The organism is Martinezella sp. CNPSo 3732, from assembly GCF_057784515.1.
Genome location: NZ_JBXSOO010000005.1, coordinates 201,532 through 227,438 on the forward strand (window position 1 = coordinate 201,532; position 25,907 = coordinate 227,438).

A 25,907-nucleotide genomic window follows, 5' to 3' on the forward strand; every position below is an offset into this window, starting at 1 on the left:
GGCGGCGATCCAATCCTGAGATCGCCGCCTGTATGAATTTACTTGCCGACGTCCTTGGCTGCCTTCTCGATGACGGCGGCCACTTTTTCCGGCTGCGAAGCGAAGACGGCGTGGCTCGCCTTGATTTCGGTCACGTCGCTGCCGGCGCGCTTTGCCATATCAAGCTCGAGCTCGGGATTGATGGAACGGTCGTTTGTTGCCACGACGGCCCAGCTCTTCTTCGCCTTCCAGGCGGGGTCGCCGACTTTGGCGGTGAAAGCCGCCTTCGACGCGAAGACCTGCGATTTCGCCAGGAAGTTGGCTTCATCCTTCGGCAGGTCGCCGGCAAAGTCGGCGGCGAATGTCGCGGGATCAAGATAGAGATACTGGCCGTCCTTGGTTTCGCGGATGTTCATGCTGCCTGCAGGCTTCGAACTTGCGAGGCTGATCAGGCTTTCGCCCTTATCGGGCTGAAATGCAGCGACATAGACAAGGCCGGCAACGTCGGGACGATTGCCCGCTTCCGTGATGACCATGCCGCCATAGCTATGGCCGACGAGCAGGCTCGGCCCATTCTGAAGGTCGAGCGCGCGATTGGTGGCAGCAACATCGTCGGCGAGCGAAGTGATCGGTTCCTGCACGACGGTGACGTTGAAGCCGTCCTTTTCGAGGATATCGGCAGTCTTGCGCCATCCGGAGCCATCGGCCAGCGCACCGTGGACGATGACGATATTCTTGATCTCGGCTGCCTGCGCTGCAGGTGCCATGGCGCTTGCGGCAAGACCAAGAGCGGCAATGGAAAGAAGGCGGTTATTCATGAGTATAACTCCTGTCAGTTGAGGTTCATGCTTGGGGTGAAGAGGGCATTTCAGCCGAAGGTGAAGGCGTAGGCCTGGACCCCGGGATCGAGGAAACGGATCTCGAAGTTGCGAGCGGTGACGTCACCCGATTGGCGGACGAGCTGATAGAGCCTGGTGGCAGTCACGGTGCCGTTGCCGTCGGCGTCGATATCGGAACCGTGGTCGGCCCCAGGCGCCTTTCCATCCACGGTCACCTGGAAACGAATCGGTTTTCCGTCTGCGGAAGGCCCGAGGACGAGGTGCAGGTCGCGGGCGCTGAAGCGATAGCTGATGCCGCCGCCTGCCTTGTTGAGCGTCGCCTGCTCGGACCCGATGGTCCAGGTGCCGGCCAGTCCCCATTGATTGAGGCCGGGATTGGCAACGGAATAGTCGGCGGCGGTGTCTGCTTTCAAGCCTTCGGGGGAGACGAAACCTGTTGCCTGGCTGTAGCCGATATAGGTTTCGCCGGAGCGGATATGGCCGAGGTCGGGGCTTGCTTCCGCGCCCTTGGCATCCGGAACGACCGGGCCGCTCCGGGCCATGTCGCTGCCTGCCTCACGCAGCAGATCCTGGATCGCCTGTTCCGTCTGGCGATAGTTGCCTTCACCGAAGTGCTGGTAGCGGATCTGCCCCTTGGCATCGATCAGGTAGTGGGCCGGCCAGTAATTGTTCTCGAAGGCGCGCCAGATGCGATAGTCGTTGTCGATTGCGACCGGATAGCCGATCTTGAAGTCAGCGATCGCCTTCTTGACGTTATCAAGGTTCTTCTCGAAGGCGAATTCCGGAGCATGAACGCCGATGACGACGAGACCCTGATCCCTATATTTTTCCGCCCAGGCGCGAACATAGGGTATGGTGCGGATGCAGTTGATGCAGGAATAGGTCCAGAAGTCGACGAGCACGACCTTGCCGCGAAGCTCGGCCGTGGTCAGCGGCTGCGAATTCAGCCAGGTGACGGCGCCGTCGAGCGAGGGGGCGGGGCCTTCGATCGGAAGGTCGCTGTGGAATGGACGTGCCGCGTCTGTGGCAACCTTCGTGGCACTGTTGCTGGCAACCTCGGTCTCCGGCGTTGAGGTCTTGGGATGCAGCTTCTCGAGCAAAGCCTGTTCGAAGGAGCCGGTGCTTGCATAGGAGAGGCGGGCAAGCAGGCCGGTATCGAGGCCGAGCGCGATGGCGGCAACGCCGGCTAGAACAGCCGCGCCTGCGACCTGGCGGATGCGTTCGCTGACGCCGAGTGATTGCTTCATGCGGCCAAAGATCCTGCCACCGGCAAAGAGTGCAACGGCAAGCGAGGTGGCAGCACCGGCGCCATAGGCAAGCAGCAGGAAGGTCGTCTGCAGATTGGCGCCCTTCAAGGCCGCGCCTGTCAGGATCAGCCCGAGGATCGGGCCGGCGCAGGGCGCCCAGAGCAGGCCGGTCGCAATGCCGAGCACGAAGGAGCTTCTGATACTCGAGGTCGCGCGACCTTTGCCGGCAGCGTTCAGCAGGCTGTTGCCAAGATCGACCGCCGGCCGGGAGAGCGCGCTGGCGATGCGCGGTGAAATGAGGCTCAGGCCGAAGAGGCCGAGCAGGACGATCGCTGCAAGGCGTCCATATTCATTGGCGCGGATCGCCCAGGCACCGCCGACTGCGGCAAGCGTTGCGACAACAGCAAAAGTGAGGGCCATGCCTGCAAGCATGGGCAGCGTGCTTCGGACGAAGGGCTGTCCGGCGCGGGCAAAGACGAAGGGAAGGATGGGCAGGATGCACGGACTGAGGATCGTCAGCGCGCCTCCGAGATAGGCTATGATGAGAAGCGTCATCGTCTTGTTCCTTTGGAAGCGATTGACCGGCTGCGGACGGCGAGGTGCCGTGCTCAGCAGTGACGCTATCTGCCAGTGACGACGTATCTCGAATGTGTCTGATTGGATGGGAGAATGTACCGAAACGTCGATGTCTTGGGCTGCGATACATTGCGATACAAATCGAATGGTGGCGATCTGGTTTTCAGCAAGTCCGGCAGGAACAGCGCAATCGCGGGTGAGATGCGACGGTTGCTGCGCAACCCCTTCTCCCCTGGGGGAGAAGGTGCCGACAGGCGGATGAGGGGGATGCCAGGAACACGGAAGCCGGTGAGTCCAAGGCAGCCTACCCCCTCATCCGACCCTTCGGGCCACCTTCTCCCCGAGGGGAGAAGGTGCGCGTTGCGCCGAAAGGTCTCATATGCGATCACCCTGAGCCGGAGGGGGCGAATTGTATCACACTGTATCTATGCCGCCTGAAGCTACAAAGGCATTCAAAACGCCACTGGCCGCGACACATCGGCGATACATGTGGCTGGCTTTCTTGTGCTCACGATCCAATCCACAGGAGAGACAGATGTCCGAGGAAATCAACCACACCCGCCGCCGCTTCTTCGGCATTGCCGCAATCGCTGTCGCAGCCGCTGAGTTCGGCCTGCCTGCCATCGCCGGCGCACAGGAAAGCAAGGCTTCCGCTTCGGCTCTGCCTGCCGTCAAGGCCGGTACCCACACCTCCTTCGACGCGCTGAAGCAGATCAATGCGGGCGTGCTCAATGTCGGTTATGCGGAAGCCGGCCCGGCCGATGGTCCTGTCGTCCTGCTGCTGCACGGCTGGCCCTATGACATCTACAGCTTCGTCGATGTCGCGCCGCTTTTGGCAGATGCCGGCTATCGCGTCATCATTCCCTATCTTCGCGGCTATGGCACCACCACCTTCCTTTCGAAGGATACACCGCGCAACGGCCAGCAGGCAGCGCTCGCCGCCGATATGATTGCGCTGCTCGATGCGCTGAAGATCCAAAAGGTCGTCGTTGCCGGCTACGACTGGGGCGGCCGCACTGCCGATATCATGGCGGCACTCTGGCCGGAACGTTGCAAGGCGCTGGTTTCGGTCAGCGGCTATCTCATCGGCAGCCAGGAGGTCAACCGCAAGCCGCTGCCGCCGAAGGCGGAGCTCGCATGGTGGTATCAGTTCTATTTCGCCACCGAGCGCGGCCGCCTCGGCTACCAGGAAAATCGCCACGATTTCGCAAAGCTGATCTGGCACACCGCCTCGCCGCAGTGGGCCTTCGATGACGCCACTTTCGATCGCTCGGCTGCAGCCTTCGATAATCCCGACCATGTTGATATCGTTATTCATAACTATCGCTGGCGGCTTGGTCTCGTCGAAGGCGAGGCGAAGTTCGATGCCTATGAGAAGAAGCTCGCCGCCGGACCGGTAATTTCGATCCCGACCATCACCATGGAAGGTGACGCCAACGGCGCCCCCCATCCGGAACCTTCGGCCTATCGTGGCAAGTTCTCGGGCAAATACGAGCATCGCACCATCACCGGCGGCATCGGCCACAATTTGCCGCAGGAAGCGCCGCAAGCCTTCGCCCAGGCTGTGATAGATGTTGATCGTTTCTAGTTCAGCGGTAGTGTGCGAGTGGGTGCCGGCAAAGCCGGCGCCCGCTGCCGTTGGCGCGACGAGGAATGACTATTCGTAGGTTGGTGCTTACGATGATGAGTGGGAAATCGAAATGGATCATGTCGACCATATCCTAATCGTGGATGACGATCGGGAAATCCGTGAGTTGGTGTCGAGCTATCTGAAGAAGAACGGCCTGCGGGCGACGACGGCTGCCGATGGCCGGCAGATGCGCAGTTTCCTCGAGGCCAACTCGGTCGACCTGATCGTCCTCGACGTGATGATGCCGGGCGACGACGGCCTGGTGCTCTGTCGCGAGCTTCGTGCCGGTAAGCACAAGGCGACGCCCATCCTGATGCTGACGGCACGCGACGATGAGATGGACCGCATTCTCGGTTTGGAAATGGGCGCGGACGATTATCTGGCCAAGCCTTTTGCCGCCCGCGAGCTGCTTGCCCGCATCAAGGCGGTTCTGCGCCGCACTCGCATGCTGCCGCCCAATCTGCAGATCAGCGAAGCCGGCCAGTTGCTGGTCTTTGGGGACTGGCGGCTGGATACCGTCGGCCGCCATCTGCTCGACAAGGACGGTACCGAGATTACGCTTAGCGGCGCCGAATACCGCCTGCTGCGCGTCTTCATCGACCACCCGCAGCGGGTGCTCAATCGAGACCAGCTTCTGAACCTCACCCAGGGTCGCGACGCCGATCTCTTCGATCGCTCCATCGACCTGCTCGTCAGCCGTCTCCGCCAGCGTCTGGGCGATGATGCACGCGAGCCGATGTATATCAAGACTGTTCGTAGCGAAGGTTATGTCTTCTCCGTGCCGGTGGAAATTGCGGAGCTTCGCCCATGACCATGGTCGACCTTCCAGGTCGCCGGCCATGGTGGCCGAGCACCCTGCGTGCACGCATTTCGCTTATCCTCCTGGCGGGGCTCGCGATCGCTTATGGCCTGTCCTTCAGCGTGCTCTATGTCGAGCGTTACATGTCGGCAAAGGCCGTCATGCTCGGCACGCTGGAAAACGACGTAGCGACCTCGATCGCGGTGCTCGACCGCCTGCCGGCGGATGAGCGGGCGAATTTCGTCGATTGGCTGAGCCGCGGCAATTACAATTTCGAGCTGGGCAACGGCCTGCCCGGCGTGCCCGATACCTCTGCCCATGGTGCGGAGATCGCCGCCAAGATAGAGGATGCGGTCGGCCATCGCTTTCCCATCCGCATGGAAGCGATACCGGGTCCGGTCTCGCGGCTGCAGGCGCATCTTAATCTGAGTGATGGCAGCCCGCTGACCATCGATGTTACGCCCAAGGGCGTCATGCCGATGGCGGCCTGGCTGCCTTACGTCTTCGTCGTCCAGATGCTGTTGATCGTCCTTTGTATCTGGTTTGCCGTGAGACAGGCCACGCGTCCGCTCGCCGAGCTTGCCGCCGCGGCCGATGCGCTAGATCCCAATAAAAAGAGCCCGGCCCTGAGCGACCGGGGGCCGACCGAAGTGGCGCATGCTGCCAAGGCCTTCAATGCCATGCGGGATCGAATCGCGCATTATCTCGAAGAGCGCGTACAGATCCTAGCGGCGATCTCGCACGATCTGCAGACGCCGATCACCCGCATGCGCCTGCGCGCCGATATCGCCGATGATTCTCCCGAGAAAACCAAGCTGTTGCAGGATCTCGGCGAGATCGAGCGTCTGGTGCAGGATGGGATCGCCTATGCGCGCAGCGCCCATGGCAACGGCGAGAAGAGTGCGCGCATCGATCTTGCGTCCTTCATCGAAAGCATCAGCTATGACTATCAGGACACCGGCAAATCCGTCGAGATTCTCGGTCTCATTCACGGAACTGCGACGACGAAGCCGCATGCGCTGCGTCGTATCCTCACCAACTTCATCGACAACGCCCTGAAATTCGCCGGAGCGGCGGAAATCGCCGTGGAGCGGCGGGATACGGGCCAGATTGCGATCACCGTTCTGGATCGCGGTCCCGGCATTCCGCAGGACCAGATAGAGGCAGCCATGCAGCCCTTCTTCCGGCTGGAACAATCGCGCAACCGCAACACCGGCGGCACAGGGCTTGGTCTGGCGATTGCTCAGCAACTTGCCCAGACGCTCGGCGGCTCCGTCAGGCTCTATAACCGCGAGGGTGGCGGCCTGGCGGCAGAAGTCGTTATTTCCTGATTGTTCCTTCGAAAGACTTTCCGGCAATTTGTAAGCAATTGTATCCGGCTCGTTGGAGCCTACGTTTTGTAACACTTTCGGCGATTCCGGAAACATGCCGGATACGTCGATCCATCAAAAACAACTCCGTCAACAGAGGTTGCCCCACAGCACAACAGAGCGGGCAACGCAACAACGGAGTGTTCCATGACCAAGATCGACAAGGTTCTCTACACCGGCAAGACCCACACCATCGGTGGCCGCGATGGTTTCGCGCGCAGCGATGACAACCAGCTGGATGTCAAGCTTTCGCCTCCCGGCAGCGCCCATGCCGGCACCAATCCCGAGCAGCTCTTTGCAGCCGGCTGGTCGGCCTGCTTCATCGGCGCCATGGGCCTTGCAGCGGGCAAGCGCAAGATCAAGTTGCCGGCCGATCTCGTCGTCGATGCCGAAGTGGATCTGGGCATCACGGAAGGTGCTTACTTCCTGCAGGCGCGACTGACCATCAGCATGCCCGGCATCGAGCCTGAGCTTGCCCGCACGCTGGTCGAGGAGGCCCACCAGACCTGCCCTTATTCGAAGGCGACTCGCGGCAACATCAATGTCGAGCTGAAGCTCGCCTGAGAATCACCCGGGCATCGATATTGCGCGCCGCTTCGGAAGGTGCGACGCGCCGAATCGTTAATTTTTCCGCGTTGGCCATCGAGCAAGGCTGCGCTCGCGTTGCGCCCGGAGGATCATATGCGTCCCATCATTCTTCTCCTTGCAGGAGCTGCGATTTTCGCCGTTCCATGCGTCTACGACCCCAGCTCCAACGAGCCTTCGGCGCTCGCGAGCATTGCCGTTTTATGGGGCGGTTCTGGCTCCAACGGAGCACCGTATTAACCATTTGTTAACCATATCAACGGTACACAGGATCAACGATTTATTCACATAGATGACCAAAGTGCTAACAGACGCTCGTTCGATCCGTATCAAGGGCCGCTCATTTCTTGCGGTCATGCTTTCGCCGGATCTTCCGCTGGACCAGTGGTTGATCAGGCTTGACGACCTCGCAGCTCGTTCGGCCGGCTTCTTTCTGGGGCGGCCGGTCGTGCTCGATATCACCGACCTGCCGATCGACAAGGCGCAGCTCAAGGAGCTGATATCTGAGCTTTCGGCTCGCAATGTCAGCATCATGGGCATCGAGGGCGGTCGCCCGTCGATCGCTGGGCCTGGCATGCCGCCGATCCTGAAGGGCGGGCGCCCGGCTGCCGATTTCGAAGTCTCCGAGGCCGAGCCGGTCGTGGAGCGCCGCAACAGCGAACCCAAGGCGCCGCCTCCGGAAGTTCGTGCGGTTACGCAATCCCTGATCATCCGCGAGCCGGTGCGATCCGGCCAATCGGTGATCTTTCCCGAAGGCGATGTCACCGTCATCGGTTCGGTGGCGTCGGGCGCGGAAGTCATCGCGGGTGGATCGGTCCATATCTACGGCGCCCTTCGCGGCCGCGCCATGGCGGGCTCAATCGGCAATGCCTCGGCGCGAATTTTTTGCCGCAAGCTCGAGGCCGAGCTGCTGGCAATCGATGGAATTTACAAGATGGCGGAAGACGTATCACCCGGCCTCAGGGGACAAGCCGTCCAGCTTTGGCTGGATGGTGAAACGATCATGGCCGAAAAACTAATCTGAGCCGAAGCCGGCCAAAACAGGAGAGCAAGATGGGCAAGGTAATCGTCGTCACATCAGGCAAGGGCGGAGTTGGAAAGACGACTTCGACGGCCGCATTGGGGGCGGCTCTGGCACAGAGAAACGAAAAGGTCGTCGTGGTCGATTTCGACGTCGGTCTGCGCAACCTCGATCTGGTCATGGGCGCGGAACGCCGCGTGGTCTATGACCTCGTCAACGTCATTCACGGCGATGCCAAGCTGCCGCAGGCGCTGATCCGCGACAAGCGGTTGGAGACGCTCTTCCTCCTGCCGGCTTCGCAGACCCGCGACAAGGACAATCTGACGCCCGAGGGTGTCGAGCGCGTCATCAACGAGCTCAAGAACTATTTCGATTGGGTCATCTGCGACAGCCCGGCCGGTATCGAGCGCGGCGCCACCCTAGCCATGCGCCATGCTGACGTCGCCGTAGTCGTCACCAACCCGGAAGTCTCCTCGGTGCGCGATTCCGACCGCATCATCGGCCTGCTGGACTCCAAGACGCTGAAGGCCGAGCGCGGCGAGCGCATGGAGAAGCACCTGCTGCTGACCCGCTTCGACGCCGGCCGCGCCGAACGCGGCGACATGCTGAAGGTCGACGACGTGCTGGAGATCCTCTCCATTCCGCTCCTCGGCATTATCCCGGAAAGCACCGATGTCCTGCGCGCCTCCAACCTCGGCTCGCCGGTCACGCTTGCCGATGCGCGCTGTGCGCCGTCGCTTGCCTATTTCGATGCCGCACGCCGTCTTGCCGGCGAGCAGGTGCCGATCGCCATCCCCGGCGAAAAGCGGGGTATCTTCGGCAAGATCTTCGCAAGGAGGGCCGCATGAGCATTTTCGGACTGTTCCGCAAGCAGAGATCTGCACCCATGGCGCGCGAGCGCCTGCAGATCCTCCTTGCCCACGAGCGTGCCTCCGTGGGCTCGGATCTCGTATCCGTGCTGAGAGAGGAAATCCTCGCCGTCATCGCCAAGCATGTGCAGGTCGATCGCGACAAGGTGCAGGTGAAGATGGATCGCGACAAGGACGTCTCCATGCTGGAGATCGATGTCGAGATCCCGCGTGACGCGGCCTTGCAGGCCGCTTGACGAGCGGCTAAAGCCTGTCAAATGTGCGAATTCTGTCACATGGCTCTCTCGTGTGGCAGAATTGCTAAAATTTTCGCAGCCGGCTCTTGCAAAGGATGCGATTCGCGCTTATCTGCCGGTCATCACCTGTATCGATGGCCTGCCGTGCTGACATTTCTGTGTCGAGCCGGCGTTTGCTGTCCGGGTTAAAAAGCAAGGGCGCTCCCCAGAAATGGGTAGAGCGCCCTTTGCTTTTGTCGTGCTTGCGGCGCTTTTCTTGTTCCATGCGATATGCCAGTTTGCGGCGATGATACGGGGAGGCGGCTGGCTTGGGCGGATTGAATTATCGATGGAAGGCGGTCTTGAGATGGCTGCTCGCCGGCATCTTTGCCGCTGTTTGCGCTATCTCCGCTGAAGCGGCGGATAAGACGATCTATCTGACATTCGATGATGGGCCCTTGCCTGGAACGAAGAACATTCTTTCCGTGCTAAGCCAGGAAAATGTCCCCGCCGCCATGTTCATGGTCGGCCAACATGTCGAAACCATTCCCGCCGGGCGCGATCTCCTGGCGGAGGCCAAGGCCATGCCGTTGGTAACCGTCGGCAATCACAGCTACAGCCACGCCAATAATCGTTACCGACGATACTATTCCAACACCCAGGCCGTGGTTGCAGACATGCTGCACGCCAATGAAGTGCTCGGTCTGACGCCGATCGTCAATGCGCGGCTGCCGGGCAGGGATGTCTTTCGGCTTCCGACCGTATCGAGGGAGGATCTATCCATCAACGTCGCCCAATGGGAGCGTGAGTGGCTGGATTATGAACTCGTCGCCGACGCGGGGTTCTATCTCTATGGCTGGGATTTCGAATGGGTGCACAGCGATGACGGCAAGCCGGTCCAATCGGTGGACCATCTCGTCAATGAGATCGATCATCTTTTCCAGTACGGTCGTTTCACGCAGCGGGGCAAGATGATCCTGCTGATGCATGACGAGATGTTTCAGGACCAGTTCAACGGCCGCGAAAATCTGCAGTCGCTGATCCGCAAGCTGCGGGATCGTGGCTACGCTTTCGGCGATATCAGGAATTATGCGCCCTCGAAGCCTTAAAAGCCATAAATCCGGCTAGCCTTGTCGTGCCGCGGCTCCGGCTGCGACCGTCAGGATGAAGTCGTCGAGTTCCTGTTCCAGGCTTTCGATCGGCAGACCGACAAACCGTCCTTCCAGGCTGATGCTGACGACGCCGTGTACAGCCCCGAACAGCGTTCTTGCCCGAATCGCGCGTGCCGTCTCCGACATATTCGGCTGCAATTCTGCCAGCGGCTCGGCAATGACGCCCATCAGGAACATATGCTCTTCCAGGTGCCACTCGGGGCTCGGGCGGTCATCCGGCGGGCGATGATCGAAGAGCGCCTTCCATAGATTGCGATGGGTGACCGCAAAGCGCAGATAGCCGCGCGCGAGATTGCGCAGCCGGTCGGCTGGCGTGTGATCCCGAACCTCCGTCAGCGCCAGCGATGTCTCAAGCGCCTTCAGCGTCGCCGAATTGACGTGAATAACAAGATCGTCGAGATCGGCGAAGACCGTATAGAGGCCGCCAAGGGCGCACCCTACATCCTGGGTGACATCGCGCGCCCTCAGGTTTGAGAGCCCGTCTGCAGCGATGCGATTGCGCGCCGCCTCGATCAACCTGAGCTTCAGGTCCTCGCGCTTTTCCAGGGTTTTTCTCGCCATCAGCTATTCCAATTCTATTTCTTGAACGTTGTTCAAAATTGTTGTTGAACAACGTTCATGATTCTGGCATACATCGTTTCGTGAACATCGTTCATAAACGGGAGACGACAAATGTTCAATTCAATTCTGACGCTCATTCGCGGTCGGGCCTATGATGCGGAACAGGCGTTCATCAATCGCAATGCAGTGCCCTTGCTTGCACAACAGATCCGTGAGGCGGCCAGCGCCATTCAGTCGGCGCGGCGGGCTGTGGCGATTGCCATCGCGCAGAATGAGCAGGAAAAGAACCGCCACGCAGCGATCATCGGCCGTATTGCGGATCTGGAAACGCGCGCCGTTGCCGCCCTGCAGAAGGGAGGCGACGACCTTGCCCGGGAGGCGGCCGAGGCAATCGCCCAGCTCGAAGCCGAGCGGGATGCTTCCGAGAAGGCCCAGGCGCAATTCACTCAGACGATCGGCAAACTCAAGGCGACCGTTCGCACAGCGGAAGCGCGGCTGCAGGAACTGCAACGCGGCGAGCGCCTGGCGCGCGCCACGGAGCGGACGCAGAAGCTCAATGCCGCCTGCGACGACAATTCCGGTCTGGCAACGCTCGATGAGGCCGAGGAGACGCTTGCCCGTCTTCAGGCCTATCAGAGCCGCTGCGAGATCGCAGCCTCGGCCATGAAGGAAATGGATGCTGCGAGCCGGCAGGCACACATCATCGAAAAACTCGCCAATGCCGGCTGCGGCGCACCGCTCGGCGCTTCGGCCGACGATGTGCTGGCCCGCCTGCGTGAGCGCATGAATTCAGCAGCCTGAAAAACAAACCCATCAAAACATTAGATAGTTGAGAGGATATGATTATGAACGACAGCTTTCAGAAACATTCCCAGGCTTGGGTCAGCTTCTCCTACATTTCTTTTGCTGCCGCCGCTTTCATGCTCCTCGTCGGCCTTTACATGATGCCGATCGATCTCTGGGGCAAAGGCTATCTCGCCATGGGCATCCTGATGCTGGTGCAGACGGCGGTCAACGTCACCAAGACTGTTCGTGACAACAGCGAGGCTGACAAGCTGATCCGCAAGGTAGAAGATGCCCGTACGGAAAAGCTTCTGGTTAAGTTCAATCGTGACGGTCAGGACTAATCTTTATTAACGACGCTGTAGAGTTGTATCCGCGCTCAACCTTTGCGTAACAACTCTGTGGCGTCCTGTTGGCCGAATGAGGGATACGCCATGCAAACGCACCTGATGAGATCGAGGAAGTTCGCGCCGCTGTTCTGGACGCAATTCCTGACTGCATTCAACGACAATTTCTTAAAGCAGACTCTGGTTTTCGTTATTCTCGCGCAGATGGCGACGGAGGGTGCGGCGCTGGTCACACTTGCCGGCGGCATCTTCATCGTGCCGTTCCTGCTCTTGTCAGCGATTGCCGGTGAGCTTGCCGACAAATACGACAAGGCCAGGATGGCGGAGCTTCTCAAGCGCTGCGAGCTCCTGGTGGCGGCGATCTCGGTGGTCGGCATCGCCTTCTCCTCGATCTGGATCCTGATGCTCGCCCTCTTCGGCTTCGGCGTCATTTCCTCGCTCTTCGGGCCGATCAAATACGGCATCCTGCCTGATCATCTGGCAAACCGGGACCTCCCCAAGGCCAACGCCTGGATCGAAGGCGGCACCTTCATCGCCATTCTCACCGGCACGATGGTCGCCGCCATTGCCTTCCGCGAGGGCGAAAATGTCTGGATCTTCGGGCCGATGATGATGGGGCTTTCCATCCTCTGCTGGTTTGCCGCCCGCATGATCCCCTCGACCGGTTCCAAGGCGCCTGATCTCGTCGTCGACACCAATGTCGTGCGCTCCAGCTACAGGCTGGTCAACGAGCTTCGTGCCGATAGCCGCATCTGGCGGGCGTCGCTGATGAACTGCTGGTTCTGGTTCGTCGGCGCCTTCATCATGTCGATGCTGCCGGTCATGGTCACTGACATTCTCGGCGGCTCGGAAATCGTCGTTCCCGCCTATCTGGCGATCTTCGCCATATCCGTCGCCATCGGCTCGGCCATTGTCGGCTGGATGGCTGCCGGCCGCATCGTGCTTTTGCCGGCGCCGATCGGCATGCTGATCGTCGCGCTCTTCGGTCTCGATCTCGGCTGGAACCTATGGGGCTTGCAATCGACCAGCCATGCCGAAACCATTCTCGCCTTCTTCGCCGGACCGAAAACGATCCGCGTCGCCATCGATCTGGCCGGCATGGCGATCGGCGGTGCTTTCTTGGCCGTTCCGACCTTCTCGGCCATGCAGAGCTGGGCGAATGAGGATCGCCGCGCCCGCGTCATCGGCGCATCGAACGTGCTGTCCGCTCTCTTCATTGCTGTGGGCTTGGCGCTTGTGGCCGTGCTTCAAGCGGTGGGTCTGTCGATCCCGGTCATCATTCTCAGCATCTCCGTACTCAACATCGCGATTGCCTGGTTGATGCTGAAAATGCTGCCGACCAATGCCTTCCGTGATCTCATCTCCATCATCTTCCGCGCCTTCATGCGGCTGGAGGTCGAGGGCCTTGAGAACATCCGCAAGGCAGGCCCCGCGCCGATCATCGCGCTCAACCATGTGAGCCTGCTCGACGGTGCCTTGGCGCTTGCCATCACCGAGGAAGAGCCTGTTTTCGCCATCGACTATGCCTTCGCAAACAAGTGGTGGGTGCGGCCGCTTTTGAAGATGTGCAAGTTCCTGCCGCTTGATCCCACCAAGCCGATGGCGACGCGCTCGCTGATCAAGGTCATCCAGGATGGCAGCCCGGTCGGCATCTTCCCCGAGGGGCGCCTGACCGTCACCGGTACGCTGATGAAGGTCTATGATGGTGCCGCCATGGTCGCCGACAAGACCGGCGCGATGATCGTGCCCGTGCGCATCGATGGTCTGGAAAAAAGTTATGCCTCGTATCTGACGTCGAACCATGTTCGCCGCCGCCTCTTCCCCAAGGTCAAGGTGACGATCCTGGAGCCGGTCAAGCTCGACGTTCCCGCGGAACTCAAGGGCAGGAAGCGCCGCATTGCCGCGGGTGCCGCTCTCTACCAGATCATGTCGGCGCTGATGTTCCGCACCGCCGACACCAACAATACAGTCCTCGGCCGCGTTATCGACAGCGCCCATGAATATGGCGGCAAGAAGCTCGCCGTCGAGGACCCGATTGCCGGCAAGCTCTCCTACGCCAAGCTCCTGACCGGGGCTGCGGTGCTGGGTGCGAAGTTCAAGAAGATGTTCCCGAACGAGAAGACGCTCGGCGTCATGCTGCCGAATGCCAATGGCACGGCCGCGACTGTCCTCGGCGTCATGTCGGCGGGCAAGGTTCCGGCCATGCTGAACTTTACCGCCGGTGCGGCCAACATCCTGTCCGCCTGCCGGACGGCCGAGGTCAAGCACGTGCTCTGCTCGCGCGCCTTCGTCACGCAGGCCAAACTCGGTCCGGTGGTCGAAGAGTTGGAAAAGCAGGTGACCTTCGTCTGGCTGGATGAACTGCGCACGCAGGTGACCTTCCTCAACAAGATCGCCGGCCTCATGCGCAAGTATCGGCCGCTGGTGAAGCGCAGCGCCGACGATCCAGCCGTCATCCTCTTCACCTCCGGTTCGGAAGGGGCGCCGAAGGGCGTGGTGCTGACGCACCGCAATGTCCTCTCGAATGCCGCCCAGGCCGCCTCTCGCATCGACTTCCACCCGGGCGACAAGGTGTTCAACGTCCTGCCAATGTTCCACTCCTTCGGCCTGACGGCAGGCACCATCCTGCCGCTCGTCTCGGGCGTGCCGGTGTTCTTCTATCCATCGCCGCTGCACTATCGCATCGTGCCGGAACTGATCTACGTCTCCAATGCAACCATCGTCTTCGGCACGGATACGTTCCTGAACGGCTATGTCCGCACAGCGCATCCTTATGACTTGCGGTCGATCCGCTACATCTTCTCGGGCGCCGAGCCCGTGAAGGCATCGACCCGCGAGGTCTATATGGAGAAATTCGGCCTGCGCATCCTGGAAGGCTATGGCGTGACCGAAGCGGCTCCGGTGATCTCGCTGAACACGCCGATGTACAATCGCACCGGAACGGTCGGCAAGATCATGCCGGGCATGGAATGGAAGCTCGAGCCGGTTCCCGGCATCGATGAGGGCGGCCGCCTTCTCATCCGGGGTGCCAACGTCATGGCCGGCTACCTGCGCGCCGACAATCCCGGCGTTCTCGAGCCGCTGCCGGAAGGTTGGCACGATACCGGCGACATCGTCACCATCGATGAGGACGGTTTCGTCAAGATCCGCGGCCGAGCCAAGCGCTTCGCCAAGATCGGCGGTGAGATGATCTCGCTTGCCGCAGTGGAAACGCTTGCCGCACAGCTCTGGCCGGGTGCCCTGAGCGTCGTCTCGTCCGTACCAGATGCCAAGAAAGGCGAGCGTCTCGTGCTCCTGACCGATGCGCCGGGTGCGACCCGAAGCGATTTCCTCGCCTTCGCGAAATCGAAGGGTGCCACAGAAATGATGGTTCCCGCCGAAGTGACCGTCGGCAAGGTGCCGGTCCTCGGCTCCGGCAAGGTCGATTTTGTCACCGCGCGCGCGATGGCTTTGGAAGCTCAAGCGCAGTCACAGGCGGCGTAAGCTCCTGATTTTAAAACAATAGAGCGGCCGATGGTTTTAGCCTTCGGCCGCTTTTTTGTTGCCGCCGCCGGCTCATGGCGGAGTGCGCCGTTTCAGGCGGCGATGGGAAGGATGATCTGAAATATCGTCCCATCCCCGCTGCTCTCACGCAATTCGATGCTGCCTCCGTGGGAAGCGAGCATTGCTCTGACGATGCCAAGGCCCATGCCCGTGCCGCCATCGTCCCGGCGCGTCGAGAAGAAGGGTTCGAAGATGCGATCCCGATTGCCTTCGGCAATGCCGCGCCCGTTATCGCGCACCTGGATCGTCATTCTCCGCCCTTCGCCGCTTGCCTTGATTGCAAGGCTTGTGGCGCCGTTCTGAAAGGCATTTTCCGCCAGATTGGCAAAGATGATGCTTGCGGCCTCGCCAGGCAGTGCCAGCATCTCGTCGGTGCTGCCTTCGTCGATAATCGCCAATTGGCGAAATTGCATCTCCAACTGGGCAATGACAGCGCGAAGGCTGCTGGAGCCCTGTTGGGATGGAAGCTCGGCCTTTGCCAGCTCCCGCAGTCGCGACAATAGCCGATCCAGCCGTTCGGTGTCGGCGATGATGTTTCCGAGAAAGCGGTTGCGCTGCTCCGGGCTCATCGGATGGCTGTCGTCATCGTCGCGCAGCAGTTCCGCCGCTCCCTTGATCGAGGTCAAGGGCGATTTCAGCTCGTGGGAAACGTGGGTGGCGAAGGAACGGACATAATCGGAATGGTCGACGAGCTTGCCGGCGAGATCGAGAAAGCTCTGCGAAAGGGTGGCGACCTCGCGCGTGCCGTAGATTTCGAGCGGCCGGATTGCGGATCGTCCGCCGCGGGCGATCTCTTCGGTTCGGGCAATTAGGGCATTGATCGGCGTAGTCAGCGTGCGCGTCAGCACATAGGCGACGATAAGAGTGAGGATCAGAACGGCGGCAAGCGTCGCAATCTCCGCCGGCGCCATAGCGCCGGAGGCGGCGCGCATGACGCGAAACCAGATGATCGTGAGCATCGGTAGCGTCATCACGGTCAGAAGCACGGCATAGACGATGAGGGCAAGCGGCGGCCGCCATTTCGGCTTTACCCTTGGCGCGCGCATCAGACGCTTCCTTCCGCGGCCGATGTCAGTTTGAAGCCGATACCGTGCACCGTGGCGATGATGCCCTTGCCGCCGACGGCCGAAAGCTTGGCGCGGAGATTGCGGATATGGCTGTCTATGGTGCGGTCGGCCACCTGCATGTCAGCGCCATAGGCCGCCTCCATCAGTTGATCGCGGCTGAAAACGATCCCGGGGCGCGACAATAACGTGTCGAGGATCGAGAATTCGAGCGCCGTCAAGGTGAGCGGCATATCGGCGAAGCTGGCGGTGCGGCCACCGCGATTGAGACGCAGAGATCCTACGGACACCGAGCCATTGGTCGCATCCGGCTCCGAGCCATGGCCGCTTCGCTTCAAGATGGTCCGGACCCGCGCGACCAGTTCACGCGGGCTGAAGGGTTTGGTGACATAATCGTCGCCGCCGATTTCCAGGCCGAGGATCCTGTCGATTTCCTCGTCGCGTGCCGACAGGAAGAGGATCGGAAGATTCGATGTCTTGCGAATGCGGCGACAGACTTCCAGCCCATCCATGTCGGGCATGCCAACGTCGAGAACGATCAGATCGAGACCGCCTTTGTGAAAGGCCATCATGGCCTCTGTGCCGTTGCGCGCGGTCGTCGTCTTCATGCCGGCGCGGTCGAGCGCGAAGCAGATCACGTCGCGAATATTCGGTTCGTCGTCGGCGACGAGGATGCGCTGGGCCATGCTGTAAGGGTCCTGGTTCACCCATTCGTTTTCTTCGTTTCCGCCTGATCTTGCAAGAGTTGTGTCTGTTTGAGGTAGTCGTCGAGGCGGGCGTCGCGATATGTCCAGCTTCGCCAGTCGCGCGGGCGTCCGATATGCTGCCATAATAATGTTTCGCCCACCCTGCGGGCATCCGCGTCGGCAGGCAGCGATGCCAGATAGGTATCGAGCGCTGGAATGGCCGCCGGGCCGAGCGTCGAGAGATAATCAAGATCGAGCACGATGCCTTCGCCCGATATCTCGCGGCTATGGGCAACGTTGAAGCGGGCGATGAAGGCGGGAATATCGGCGAGCGCTGCGGCATAGAGTGTGAGAACCAGCATCGCGGAGCTTAACGCGATCAGCCACTCGTTGGAGCGACGAAGCAGGATGCGCAGGAGGATGAGAAAGAGGCCGACTGCGACCAGCCCCATCCAGATGCCGGCCGCAACACGCAACTCCGTCAGCGAATAGACTTCGACATAGAGATCGAGCCGCAGAATGGAGGAAAGGCAGAGCAGGATGTTCTGCGCGATCCACAGATGCACCAGGCCGCGAAGCAGGGGACTTCTATCGCCCGGCCCGCCGCGCCGCATGGCAGCAAGTACGAAGACGGCGGCAAGGATTGCGGTGAGTAGCAGCGGATAGGCACCGCGATGAGCGTATTCGGCATGGCTCATGCCATCGGGCAGGCTTGCTCCACCCCAGAGATAGGTAAGATCGAGCAGCGTCTGCACGGCAAACAGCGCATTGAAGACCAGCAACGAACGCAGCAGGGCACCATGGCCGAACAGCATGTCCTTGTCTTCAGCTCCGGTTGCGATATCAGGGACATCGCGTCGACGGCGCCGCCGCCGCATGAGACGTGGACGAAGCAGCAGGGACAAGAAGGCTGCAACGGCAAGCCAGAAGCCGATGCGCCATATGCTGAACAGCTGCAGCAGGAAGGTAAGGTCGATGCTGCGCAGCGTCTTGTCAATCAGCGGATTGGCGGCTGCAAAAAGGGCAAGAAAGCCAGCGGCAAAAACCAGCGGCATGATCCAGTTGCGAAGATGATGCCGCACGCCATACGGTGACGGCTTTTGCAGACGCTCCAGCCAGCGATAGCTCGCGCGGCGAAAAGGCCGTGCCGGCACGTCCAGAAGGAAGCGCAGCAGCACGAGCGGCAGGCGGATCCGCTGCGAAGGGGTCAATCCGCCGATGCCGAGCGAGATCAAGCAAAGACTGAGAAGGCTGATTGCGATACCCATCCAGGAGGTGGCTTCGGCAAGGGGCGTGGACGCGACAAGGCTGAGGGCGACAAGCACCGCGATTTTTGGAATGGATTGCCTTTTTCGGGAGGAGATCAGTAGACCGGCGGCAACGGCATTGGTGAAGATAAAAAGATTGAGGCCGGGTTGCCTGTCGAAAAGCAGAAGGTCGGCCAAGGCGAGAAGGGCAATGAATGTGAGGAATTTACGATGGGATTCGTTTGTGGAGTTTGAGGGAAGGGCTGCTGCATCGGATAGGCTCATCGGCATCGGCTCCGGGCGAGATGTTCGGCGAAGAGTATGATCTTGGCCCCATGAGCGGGCGGATCGGCTTGAGGGTGGCGATCGTCCTCGAGCCACCAGCCTTCCTTGAGAAAGCTGCGCGGCAAGCGGGCGGGCAGGGCGGTGATTGTCTCGGGCCTGTTGTTCATAGCGCGACGATGGCGCCTGTCTTTGCAGAATCTGTGCAGAAGGCGAGGAGCTATTCAGGAAAGTGACTTAGATCTGAAAGTTCAAATCATCGCACTTGTCTGAGATCTGAACAACAATCGCCGTGCGCAAGGCTAATCCTAACAGGATAAATTTTAGCATTGCGTGAAAGATGTCTCGAAATGGGGCAGTCACTTGTGGAACTTAAGCATATATTTCCCAGCTTCCAGTCGGCCTATGGATTGCCGGTCTGAAAATCGATTTGTTGACGCGGCTGTCGTACTCACCCCTGACGACAGCCGGGAACCTCGGAAGCAGCCGCCTGGCCGCAACCGAGGTTCTCGTCAGAAGATCGCGACGCCCGCAGGTCTCCGCGCCGCGCGATGCAGACGAGGGTTGGTGCCTATGCGCCGGGAATAAGCTTTCCACGCTGTATATTCTCGCTTGATCCCGTGGCTGCATGTCATAATTGAGGGCTCGGCATGGCATGTACTTTAGAAATGTCTGAAAAGGGCGCAAAGGACGGCAGATGAGAATTACCACAATTACGAATTGGGCCTACGGTATCACCGTGGTCCTGACCGTGCTGTCGGCTGTGGCATTCATTCTCTCGGCCCGAAGCGCTGTGCAGGAGCGGCAGGCCGTGGAGCAGCATCTGTTGCTGAACAGCATGGGCGAGGAGCTTGCGCTCGGCGCGGAGGAAACGACGGACGAAGCCCGTCTCTATGTCATACGCGGCGAGGAGAGGCACCTGGATGCCTTCACCATTGACGAAGGTGAAGAGCGCCGCCGTGATACGGCGATCAATGCCCTGCGCGGCCTCGGCATTCCGGATGCCGAGCGTCAGGTCATCGAGGAGGTGGCGGTTAATGCGGAGGCGCTCGATAAGGTGGAGGCGGCGGCGGTCGCCGCCTATACCAGCGGCAATCAGACGGGTGCGCGCGATACGCTGTTCGGCCCTGAGCACGAGCGCTTCCAGACGGCACTGCTCAATAGTGTCAATCAGTTTCGCGCCCTGGCGACGGCGCGCACGGAGGCCGCTTTCCGTTCCGCGCAGGCACGCAGCGATCTCTGGGCCAATATTGCCAAAGTGATGCTCGCCTTGACGGCGGTCATATTCCTCGGCGTGCTCTATTTCATACTGCGGCGCCGGGTGGCGCTGCCGCTGGTGCGCATGACCGGGATCGTCAACCGGCTGGCAAGACAGGACTATGCCGTCGAGGTGCCGACCGATCGCCGCCGTGACGAGATCGGCGAGATGAACGATGCGATACAGATCTTCCGCGAGAACGGTCTGGAGCGGAACCGCCTCGACGCCGAGCGCAAACGCGATCTGGAGACGAAGGATCTCATTCTGCAGATGATGCACCGCCTGCAGGCCTGCTACGCCCAGAATGAGCTTGCCGAAGTCGTTGCGCTCTTCGTGCCGCAGATCTTTCCTGGCGTCGCGGGATGCCTCTACACGATGAACGAAAGCAGGACGACGCTCAGCGAAGTCAGCCGGTGGCTGGAGCCCGAACATACTGAGACTTCCTTTGCCGCTTCCGCCTGCTGGGGCCTGCGCCGTGGCCGCCCGCATGTCAGCCACGTGGCGGATACCGATATTCCTTGTCAGCATCTGGATCACTCAGGCGTGCCGGGTCTTTGCGTTCCGCTGACCGCGCTCGGCGAGGCGATCGGCCTGCTTTATTTCGAGGACCGCACGAAGGATGCGACGGCCGCCGATGCGCCGCGGCTCTATCTGGAGCTGATCGCTGAGAATATCGGCCTTGCCATCGCCAACCTGCAACTGCGCGACCGGCTGATCAATCTTGCCGTACGCGACGCGCTGACAGGCCTGCTCAACAGGCGCTCGCTGGACGAGGCGCTCAACAACCTTCACAGAGACCAATCCGCCCGCACGGTCATTTGCATGATGATCGACATCGATCACTTCAAGCGTTTCAACGACGAGTTTGGCCATGATGCCGGCGACGAGGTGTTGCGGCATGTCGGGCAGATCGTTGCCGATACGGTTGGCGACGCCGGTACGGTCTACCGCTTCGGCGGGGAGGAGTTGACGGTCATCGCCACCGATATGGCCGACGAACAAGGTTTTGCGCTCGCCGAGAAGCTGCGCACGAGCGTGTTCGGCACGCCCTTTTCTTATCGCGCGCGGATTGTCGGCCCGCTTTCTGTCTCCGTCGGCGTCGCCTCATCCCCAGTATCGGGACCGACCACGACCCTGATCAACCGTGCCGACGGCGCTTTGCTGAAAGCAAAGCTGAATGGCCGCAATAGGACGGTGGCGGCGTTCGTCGTGGAGGCGGACGGTGAATTGCGGGTGGAGCGAAGCTGATTTCGACGGGCTTCCGCGGCGGCGAAATGTCGAGTGAGCGCCTTGCTGAATACATGCTTGGATTGTAGCCTGAGCTGAAAGTCGCATAACTGAGGAAGGCGATTTCATGGCCGTGACACTGAGCAATTCACCCTTGTCGTCTGATCAGGAAATCTTGCAGGCCATGGGCTTTGATCCTGGGCTCGGCCGCAAGTTTGAAGCCGGTATCGAGTCCGGCCTGCTGCGCGATCTGCATGTCGTGCTTGCCGCCCGTTCCGGGCGTGTATGCCTGGAATATTATGCAGTCGGTTCCGATGAAAATTGGGGAGACCCGCTCGGGGACGTCGCTTTCGACGCGGATACGCTGCACGATCTTCGCTCCGTCACCAAGAGCATTGCCGGCCTTCTTTATGGCATCGCGCTCGACAGGGGATTCGTGCCGCCGCCGGATGCATCCCTCTATGAGCAGTTCCCGGAATACGGCGATCTCACCCGAGATCCTGCACGCGCCAAGATCACCATCGCCCACGCACTGACGATGACGCTGGGGATGGAGTGGGACGAGGATCGTCCCTATACCGACCCGCTGAACAGCGAAATTGCGATGGAGAACGCGCCGGACCGATATCGTTTTGTCTTGGAGCGTCCGCTGATCGCCGAGCCGGGAACGCGCTGGATTTATTCCGGCGGCAGCGTCGCGCTTGTGGGCGCGATCATCGAGCGCGGCACGGGTAGGCGTCTGCCCGATTTCGCACGAGAGGCTCTCTTCGAACCGCTGGGGATTAAAAAATTCCATTGGAACGCCGGGCGTGACGGCGTGGCGTCGCCGGCATCCGGGTTGCGCCTCACTGCCCCCGATTTGCTGAAGATCGGCATGCTTTTCCTCCAGAAGGGCGTATGGAGCGGCCAGAGGATTGTCTCGGAGGAGTGGATCGCGCAATCCCTCGCGCCGGCGATTTCGACCGGGGACGGTTTGAGCTATGGCAGATTGTGGTTCTCAGGCGATGCACCGGTGCCGGCGTTTGACGGTCCGCGCCCGTGGTATGCCGGCTTTGGAAATGGCGGGCAAAGGCTTTGGCTGATGCCCGATGCGGGTATCGCCGCTGTCATCTATTCCGGCAAGTATAATTCTTGGGATGCCTGGATCACGCCCACCCGCGTCTGGCGCGAGATCATCCTTGCCAATCTGCTGAAAGCGTGACGATGGCGCCTTCAAAAGCCGAGTTTCCCACACTTGTCACCGAGCGGCTGCGGCTGCGCGAAGCGAGTATGGATGATCGCGACGACTTCCATGCGCTGATTTCGATTCCGGAGGTCACACGGTTCTCGAATTGGGTTGTTGCGCCGAAAATGGCGCAGATCGAGCGCTCTCTGCGATGGATGATCAAGATCTTCCCCAAGGGAACGGGCTGCTCATGGATTATTGAGGACCAGGCCTCCGGCCGTTTGCTCGGTGCCATCCGTTTCAACAGCTTCGATAGGCGCGCCAAATGTGCCGAGCTGGGCTACGAATTGCATCCATCCGCCTGGGGCAAAGGGCTGATGAGCGAAGCGGCACGCGCCGTCGTGCGATGCGGCTTCGACGTTTTTTCGCTCAATCGCATCGAAGCCTGGACGTTGCCGGGAAACGGGGCTTCCGACCGGGTTTTGGAAAAAGCGGGCTTTCAATATGAGGGCACGCTGCGCCAGAAGGCGCGATTCAAAGAGGCCTTCCACGATTTCCGCATGTTCGGTTGCCTAGCTGACGACCGGCAGAACTAGCCCTTAGTCCGTTCCCTGGCTGGTTTCGCCAGTCAATGTTGCAGATTGAAAATAATCCCGAGGCGAGCTGCCGAGCGAACGCCGGAACATAGCCGAGAAGGCGCTCGGGCTCTCATAGCCACAGTCCAGCGCGACATCGAGAATGGTCCGTCCTTCCGCGAGTAAGGTGAGAGCCTTCAACATGCGTGCCTGCTGTCGCCACCGGCCGAAGCTTAGTCCTGTCTCTCGTTGAAATAGCCGCATGAACGTCGCCCGGCTCATATGCAGCCCATTGGCTGCTTCTTCGATCGAGATTGTACTCGCAAGATCGCCGAGCAAGGTTTCGCAGAAAGCCGTAAGGGCCGGATGTTTCGGTAGCGGTAGCTTCAGCGGCTGTGCCGGCAGGAAAGTGAGTTCAAGAAGCAGGAGGCGAATGACCGCATTCGCGACCTCTTTGCGATCGGGTTTATCGACGAGGCCGGCGAGCCGCAGGATGAGCTCACGCAGGAGCGGGGTGACCTCCACCACCATGCACTCTTTCGGCAGGGTATCTCTGCCGTCGGCATCGATCAGCAACGAGCGAAATTGAACGCTTGTATGACTTGCCGTCACATGCTCGAGATGCGGCGGCAGCCAGACCGCGCGGCTCGGCGGCACGACCCAGGTGCCGCTATCCGTGGTCAAGGAGATTACGCCGCTGACGGCGTAGAGCAGTTGTGCCTGCCTATGGCTGTGGCGAGAACTGGTGAAGCGATGATCGTCATGTGCGATGACGGCGACGCCTCCAGCGACATCGGCGCCGTGCTGCAGATAGGGTTGATCCTTTTGCGACGATGATTGATCCATGCGCGTGAGAATATCAAAGATGCCGGCAGTAACCTAGAGCTCCTTTCCAGCAGGATATTTCCTTTCGTGTCTGCCTCATCCCATAATCTGCATCGATCGGATCGGCCGCACCGCGCTGCCGCATCGCTATGCACATGGGCGGGCGTCACGGTCACATCTATCGGACGTAATTCCCTTCAGCTCTCCATTGCATTGCGACTTAGCCGCGGTCGTCGGGCCTGACGGCATCCCGGCGGCCGTATTCTGCTGTCCGCTTTCTCCCGAATTGACCGACACGCAACGGAATGGATCATGCTGAAGAATCCTGAAACCAAATACCGACCCTTTATCTCGCCCATCGAATTGCCGGATCGGCAATGGCCGAACAGACACCTCGACAAGGCACCACGCTGGCTCTCAACGGATCTGCGCGACGGAAACCAGGCGCTCGCCAATCCCATGGATGTCGAGCGCAAGCTGCGCTTCTACGACATGCTGCTCGCCTCGGGCTTCAAGGAGATCGAGGTTGCCTTTCCATCCGCTTCGCAGATCGAGTTCGATTTCGTCCGTGCGCTCATCGAGGAAGACCGCATCCCCGAGGATGTGACGATCCAGGTGTTGACCCAATCGCGCGCCGATCTCATCGCGCGCACGTTCGAATCCCTCATCGGCGCCCGCAAAGCCATCGTGCATCTCTACAATGCGACCGCACCGCTCTTCCGCCGCGTCGTCTTCGGCATGGAACGACACGAGATCGTCGACCTCGCCATCAGCGGTGTTACCGCAATGCTGGAGGAAAGCCTGAAGCAGCCGGAGACCGACTGGACCTTCGAATATTCGCCGGAAACCTTCTGCTTCACCGAGCCGGATTTCGCGCTCGAAATCTGCGAGCGCGTGCTCAATGTCTGGCAGCCGACTGCGGAACGCCCAGCTATCCTCAACCTGCCGGCAACGGTGGAAGTGGCGATGCCGAATGTCTATGCCGACCAGATAGAATGGTTCTGCCGCCATATTTCGCGGCGCGAGGTTGTCATCATCAGCGTACATCCGCATAATGATCGCGGCACGGCGGTAGCCTCGGCGGAACAGGCGCTGCTTGCCGGCGCCGATCGGGTCGAAGGTTGCCTGTTCGGCAACGGCGAGCGTACCGGCAATGTCGATCTGGTGACATTGGCGCTGAACCTCTATACGCAGGGTATCGATCCCGGCCTGACCTTTCCGTCGATCCGCGATGTGGTCAAGACGGTGGAATATTGCAACGGCCTGCCCGTTCATCCGCGCCACCCTTACGCCGGCGAACTCGTGCACACGGCCTTCTCCGGGTCACATCAGGATGCGATCCGCAAGGGATTTGCCGCGCACGAGCGGCGCAACGACGGCGTCTGGGAAATGCCCTACCTGCCGGTCGATCCCGCCGATATCGGCGAGAGCTACGAGGCCGTCATCCGCGTCAACAGCCAGTCGGGGAAGGGCGGGGTTGCCTGGGTGATCGAGCAGGACAAAGGCCTGAAGTTGCCCCGCGCCATGCAAGTCGATTTCAGCAAGCGGGTGCAGTTCCTCGCCGATGAGACGAAGCGCGAACTGACGGCCGAGGATATCTGGAGGGCTTTCGTCCAAGCCTATCATGTCGACGATGTCGAGCGCTTTGCCCTTATAGATTACGAAGGCGGTTTTCGCCGGGGAGCGGGTGCAGAGCGCATCTTCACCGGCCGGATTCGCCATGGCAATCGCGATGTTGCCGTCAGCGGTCGCGGTAACGGGCTCGTTTCGGCGGTGCTGGCGGCGATTGCCGAAGCCTTCGGAGTGGAGTTGAGCGTCATGGACTATCAGGAGCACGCATTGCGTCGCGGCAGCGATGCAAAGGCGGCCGCTTATCTGCAATGCGTCCGGCCGGACGGATCGCAGGTCTTCGGCGTCGGTATCGATGAAGATGTTGCAACGGCGACCGTTAAGGCGGTCCTCAGCGCCGCAAGTGCGGCCGGCTGACGATCGTCCGTTCCGCTCGCGCTATCGGCCGCAAATCGGCCGATAGCTGGGCTGCT

General features: G+C 60.6%; 23 protein-coding genes. 15 read left to right on the forward strand and 8 right to left on the reverse strand.

Annotation, left to right across the window (positions count from 1 at the left end; genetic code table 11):
* Positions 1–38: 38 nt before the first annotated feature.
* Both AC13RM_RS13450 and AC13RM_RS13455 read right to left on the reverse strand, forming a co-directional pair.
* Positions 39–797 (reverse strand): alpha/beta fold hydrolase, encoded by a 759-nt coding sequence (locus AC13RM_RS13450; protein ID WP_374821493.1) that lies wholly within the window; start codon positions 795–797, stop codon positions 39–41.
* Positions 798–847: 50 nt separating this feature from the next.
* Complete coding sequence (locus AC13RM_RS13455) at positions 848–2,620, reverse strand: cytochrome c biogenesis protein DipZ (RefSeq protein WP_374821496.1); 1,773 nt, start codon at positions 2,618–2,620, stop codon at positions 848–850.
* Positions 2,621–3,176: 556 nt separating this feature from the next.
* Here AC13RM_RS13455 and AC13RM_RS13460 point away from each other — a divergent pair.
* The 7 genes from AC13RM_RS13460 to minE all read left to right on the forward strand — a co-directional run bounded on the left by AC13RM_RS13460 (position 3,177) and on the right by minE (position 9,151).
* The gene (locus AC13RM_RS13460; RefSeq protein ID WP_374821499.1) at positions 3,177–4,229 is read left to right on the forward strand and encodes an alpha/beta fold hydrolase; all 1,053 of its coding nucleotides are present in this window, start codon (positions 3,177–3,179) and stop codon (positions 4,227–4,229) included.
* 112 nt (positions 4,230–4,341) lie between these two features.
* Positions 4,342–5,082 (forward strand): response regulator, encoded by a 741-nt coding sequence (locus tag AC13RM_RS13465; RefSeq protein ID WP_374821502.1) that lies wholly within the window; start codon positions 4,342–4,344, stop codon positions 5,080–5,082.
* Positions 5,079–6,401 carry a sensor histidine kinase gene (locus AC13RM_RS13470; RefSeq protein WP_374821505.1) on the forward strand — a complete coding sequence of 441 codons (1,323 nt, stop codon included), beginning with the start codon at positions 5,079–5,081 and terminating at the stop codon, positions 6,399–6,401. Before AC13RM_RS13465 ends, AC13RM_RS13470 begins: the two co-directional genes overlap by 4 nt.
* A 186-nt stretch (positions 6,402–6,587) precedes the next feature.
* Positions 6,588–7,004: an organic hydroperoxide resistance protein gene (locus tag AC13RM_RS13475; RefSeq protein ID WP_374821508.1), complete on the forward strand. Its 417-nt coding sequence runs from the start codon at positions 6,588–6,590 to the stop codon at positions 7,002–7,004.
* 313 nt (positions 7,005–7,317) lie between these two features.
* Positions 7,318–8,049, forward strand: coding sequence for a septum site-determining protein MinC (gene minC, locus AC13RM_RS13480; protein WP_374821511.1), 732 nt, complete (start codon positions 7,318–7,320; stop codon positions 8,047–8,049).
* 29 nt (positions 8,050–8,078) lie between these two features.
* Complete coding sequence (minD, locus tag AC13RM_RS13485; protein ID WP_285171720.1) at positions 8,079–8,894, forward strand: septum site-determining protein MinD; 816 nt, start codon at positions 8,079–8,081, stop codon at positions 8,892–8,894.
* Positions 8,891–9,151 (forward strand): cell division topological specificity factor MinE, encoded by a 261-nt coding sequence (gene minE / locus AC13RM_RS13490; RefSeq protein ID WP_075856156.1) that lies wholly within the window; start codon positions 8,891–8,893, stop codon positions 9,149–9,151. Before minD ends, minE begins: the two co-directional genes overlap by 4 nt.
* Before the next feature lie 64 nt (positions 9,152–9,215).
* Here minE and AC13RM_RS13495 read toward each other — a convergent pair whose 3' ends face one another.
* Positions 9,216–9,416: a hypothetical protein gene (locus AC13RM_RS13495; RefSeq protein ID WP_374821514.1), complete on the reverse strand. Its 201-nt coding sequence runs from the start codon at positions 9,414–9,416 to the stop codon at positions 9,216–9,218.
* A gap of 76 nt (positions 9,417–9,492) precedes the next feature.
* Here AC13RM_RS13495 and AC13RM_RS13500 point away from each other — a divergent pair, with 76 nt between their 5' ends.
* Positions 9,493–10,239, forward strand: coding sequence for a polysaccharide deacetylase family protein (locus tag AC13RM_RS13500; protein WP_374821518.1), 747 nt, complete (start codon positions 9,493–9,495; stop codon positions 10,237–10,239).
* 15 nt (positions 10,240–10,254) lie between these two features.
* On the opposite strand, the gene AC13RM_RS13505 is transcribed toward AC13RM_RS13500, so the two are convergent.
* Positions 10,255–10,863 (reverse strand): TetR/AcrR family transcriptional regulator, encoded by a 609-nt coding sequence (locus tag AC13RM_RS13505; RefSeq protein ID WP_374821521.1) that lies wholly within the window; start codon positions 10,861–10,863, stop codon positions 10,255–10,257.
* Positions 10,864–10,974: 111 nt separating this feature from the next.
* On the opposite strand from AC13RM_RS13505, the gene AC13RM_RS13510 reads away from it, so the two are divergent.
* The 3 genes from AC13RM_RS13510 to AC13RM_RS13520 all read left to right on the forward strand — a co-directional run bounded on the left by AC13RM_RS13510 (position 10,975) and on the right by AC13RM_RS13520 (position 15,476).
* A complete protein-coding gene (locus AC13RM_RS13510; protein ID WP_374821524.1) occupies positions 10,975–11,664 on the forward strand; it encodes a PspA/IM30 family protein in 690 nt (229 codons plus the stop codon).
* A gap of 44 nt (positions 11,665–11,708) precedes the next feature.
* Positions 11,709–11,990 carry a YiaA/YiaB family inner membrane protein gene (locus AC13RM_RS13515; protein ID WP_112335778.1) on the forward strand — a complete coding sequence of 94 codons (282 nt, stop codon included), beginning with the start codon at positions 11,709–11,711 and terminating at the stop codon, positions 11,988–11,990.
* A gap of 90 nt (positions 11,991–12,080) precedes the next feature.
* Positions 12,081–15,476, forward strand: a complete 3,396-nt coding sequence (locus AC13RM_RS13520) for an acyl-[ACP]--phospholipid O-acyltransferase (protein ID WP_440478037.1) — start codon at positions 12,081–12,083, stop codon at positions 15,474–15,476.
* A 92-nt stretch (positions 15,477–15,568) separates the two neighbouring features.
* Here AC13RM_RS13520 and AC13RM_RS13525 read toward each other — a convergent pair whose 3' ends face one another.
* From AC13RM_RS13525 to AC13RM_RS13535, 3 genes are read right to left on the reverse strand one after another with little or no spacing between them, the layout of a single operon-like run.
* Entirely contained in the window at positions 15,569–16,582 is a 1,014-nt protein-coding gene (locus tag AC13RM_RS13525) for a HAMP domain-containing sensor histidine kinase (RefSeq protein ID WP_374821531.1), read from the reverse strand.
* Positions 16,582–17,286, reverse strand: coding sequence for a response regulator (locus AC13RM_RS13530; RefSeq protein WP_374821535.1), 705 nt, complete (start codon positions 17,284–17,286; stop codon positions 16,582–16,584). Before AC13RM_RS13530 ends, AC13RM_RS13525 begins: the two co-directional genes overlap by 1 nt.
* Positions 17,287–17,303: 17 nt before the next feature.
* The gene (locus AC13RM_RS13535; protein WP_440478038.1) at positions 17,304–18,818 is read right to left on the reverse strand and encodes a DUF4153 domain-containing protein; all 1,515 of its coding nucleotides are present in this window, start codon (positions 18,816–18,818) and stop codon (positions 17,304–17,306) included.
* A 694-nt stretch (positions 18,819–19,512) separates the two neighbouring features.
* Between AC13RM_RS13535 and AC13RM_RS13540 the strand changes: the two genes are divergently transcribed.
* From AC13RM_RS13540 to AC13RM_RS13550, 3 genes are all read left to right on the forward strand, one after another.
* Positions 19,513–21,321 carry a diguanylate cyclase gene (locus AC13RM_RS13540; RefSeq protein WP_374821541.1) on the forward strand — a complete coding sequence of 603 codons (1,809 nt, stop codon included), beginning with the start codon at positions 19,513–19,515 and terminating at the stop codon, positions 21,319–21,321.
* Between the two features lie 106 nt (positions 21,322–21,427).
* Positions 21,428–22,501, forward strand: a complete 1,074-nt coding sequence (locus AC13RM_RS13545) for a serine hydrolase domain-containing protein (RefSeq protein WP_374821544.1) — start codon at positions 21,428–21,430, stop codon at positions 22,499–22,501.
* A gap of 2 nt (positions 22,502–22,503) precedes the next feature.
* On the forward strand, positions 22,504–23,061 hold the full coding sequence (locus tag AC13RM_RS13550; RefSeq protein ID WP_488555181.1) for a GNAT family N-acetyltransferase: 558 nt from the start codon (positions 22,504–22,506) through the stop codon (positions 23,059–23,061).
* A gap of 3 nt (positions 23,062–23,064) precedes the next feature.
* Here the strand turns inward: AC13RM_RS13550 and AC13RM_RS13555 are convergent, their stop codons facing one another.
* Positions 23,065–23,886, reverse strand: a complete 822-nt coding sequence (locus tag AC13RM_RS13555; protein WP_374821550.1) for an AraC family transcriptional regulator — start codon at positions 23,884–23,886, stop codon at positions 23,065–23,067.
* Between the two features lie 291 nt (positions 23,887–24,177).
* Here AC13RM_RS13555 and leuA point away from each other — a divergent pair, with 291 nt between their 5' ends.
* Entirely contained in the window at positions 24,178–25,851 is a 1,674-nt protein-coding gene (gene leuA, locus AC13RM_RS13560) for a 2-isopropylmalate synthase (RefSeq protein ID WP_374821553.1), read from the forward strand.
* The last annotated feature ends 56 nt before the right edge of the window (positions 25,852–25,907 follow it).

Coding starts and splice junctions, on each gene's coding strand:
- AC13RM_RS13450 (WP_374821493.1), bottom strand. CDS start 797: ATGAATAACCGCCTTCTTTCCATTGCCGCTCTTGGTCTTGCCGCAAGC.
- AC13RM_RS13470 (WP_374821505.1), top strand. CDS start 5,079: ATGACCATGGTCGACCTTCCAGGTCGCCGGCCATGGTGGCCGAGCACC.
- AC13RM_RS13545 (WP_374821544.1), top strand. CDS start 21,428: ATGGCCGTGACACTGAGCAATTCACCCTTGTCGTCTGATCAGGAAATC.
- AC13RM_RS13505 (WP_374821521.1), bottom strand. CDS start 10,863: ATGGCGAGAAAAACCCTGGAAAAGCGCGAGGACCTGAAGCTCAGGTTG.
- minE (WP_075856156.1), top strand. CDS start 8,891: ATGAGCATTTTCGGACTGTTCCGCAAGCAGAGATCTGCACCCATGGCG.
- AC13RM_RS13510 (WP_374821524.1), top strand. CDS start 10,975: ATGTTCAATTCAATTCTGACGCTCATTCGCGGTCGGGCCTATGATGCG.
- AC13RM_RS13550 (WP_488555181.1), top strand. CDS start 22,504: ATGGCGCCTTCAAAAGCCGAGTTTCCCACACTTGTCACCGAGCGGCTG.
- leuA (WP_374821553.1), top strand. CDS start 24,178: ATGCTGAAGAATCCTGAAACCAAATACCGACCCTTTATCTCGCCCATC.
- AC13RM_RS13455 (WP_374821496.1), bottom strand. CDS start 2,620: ATGACGCTTCTCATCATAGCCTATCTCGGAGGCGCGCTGACGATCCTC.
- AC13RM_RS13525 (WP_374821531.1), bottom strand. CDS start 16,582: ATGCGCGCGCCAAGGGTAAAGCCGAAATGGCGGCCGCCGCTTGCCCTC.
- AC13RM_RS13465 (WP_374821502.1), top strand. CDS start 4,342: ATGGATCATGTCGACCATATCCTAATCGTGGATGACGATCGGGAAATC.
- minC (WP_374821511.1), top strand. CDS start 7,318: ATGACCAAAGTGCTAACAGACGCTCGTTCGATCCGTATCAAGGGCCGC.
- AC13RM_RS13515 (WP_112335778.1), top strand. CDS start 11,709: ATGAACGACAGCTTTCAGAAACATTCCCAGGCTTGGGTCAGCTTCTCC.
- AC13RM_RS13555 (WP_374821550.1), bottom strand. CDS start 23,886: ATGGATCAATCATCGTCGCAAAAGGATCAACCCTATCTGCAGCACGGC.
- AC13RM_RS13495 (WP_374821514.1), bottom strand. CDS start 9,416: ATGGAACAAGAAAAGCGCCGCAAGCACGACAAAAGCAAAGGGCGCTCT.
- AC13RM_RS13535 (WP_440478038.1), bottom strand. CDS start 18,818: ATGAGCCTATCCGATGCAGCAGCCCTTCCCTCAAACTCCACAAACGAA.
- minD (WP_285171720.1), top strand. CDS start 8,079: ATGGGCAAGGTAATCGTCGTCACATCAGGCAAGGGCGGAGTTGGAAAG.
- AC13RM_RS13520 (WP_440478037.1), top strand. CDS start 12,081: ATGCAAACGCACCTGATGAGATCGAGGAAGTTCGCGCCGCTGTTCTGG.
- AC13RM_RS13460 (WP_374821499.1), top strand. CDS start 3,177: ATGTCCGAGGAAATCAACCACACCCGCCGCCGCTTCTTCGGCATTGCC.
- AC13RM_RS13475 (WP_374821508.1), top strand. CDS start 6,588: ATGACCAAGATCGACAAGGTTCTCTACACCGGCAAGACCCACACCATC.
- AC13RM_RS13530 (WP_374821535.1), bottom strand. CDS start 17,286: ATGGCCCAGCGCATCCTCGTCGCCGACGACGAACCGAATATTCGCGAC.
- AC13RM_RS13540 (WP_374821541.1), top strand. CDS start 19,513: ATGAGAATTACCACAATTACGAATTGGGCCTACGGTATCACCGTGGTC.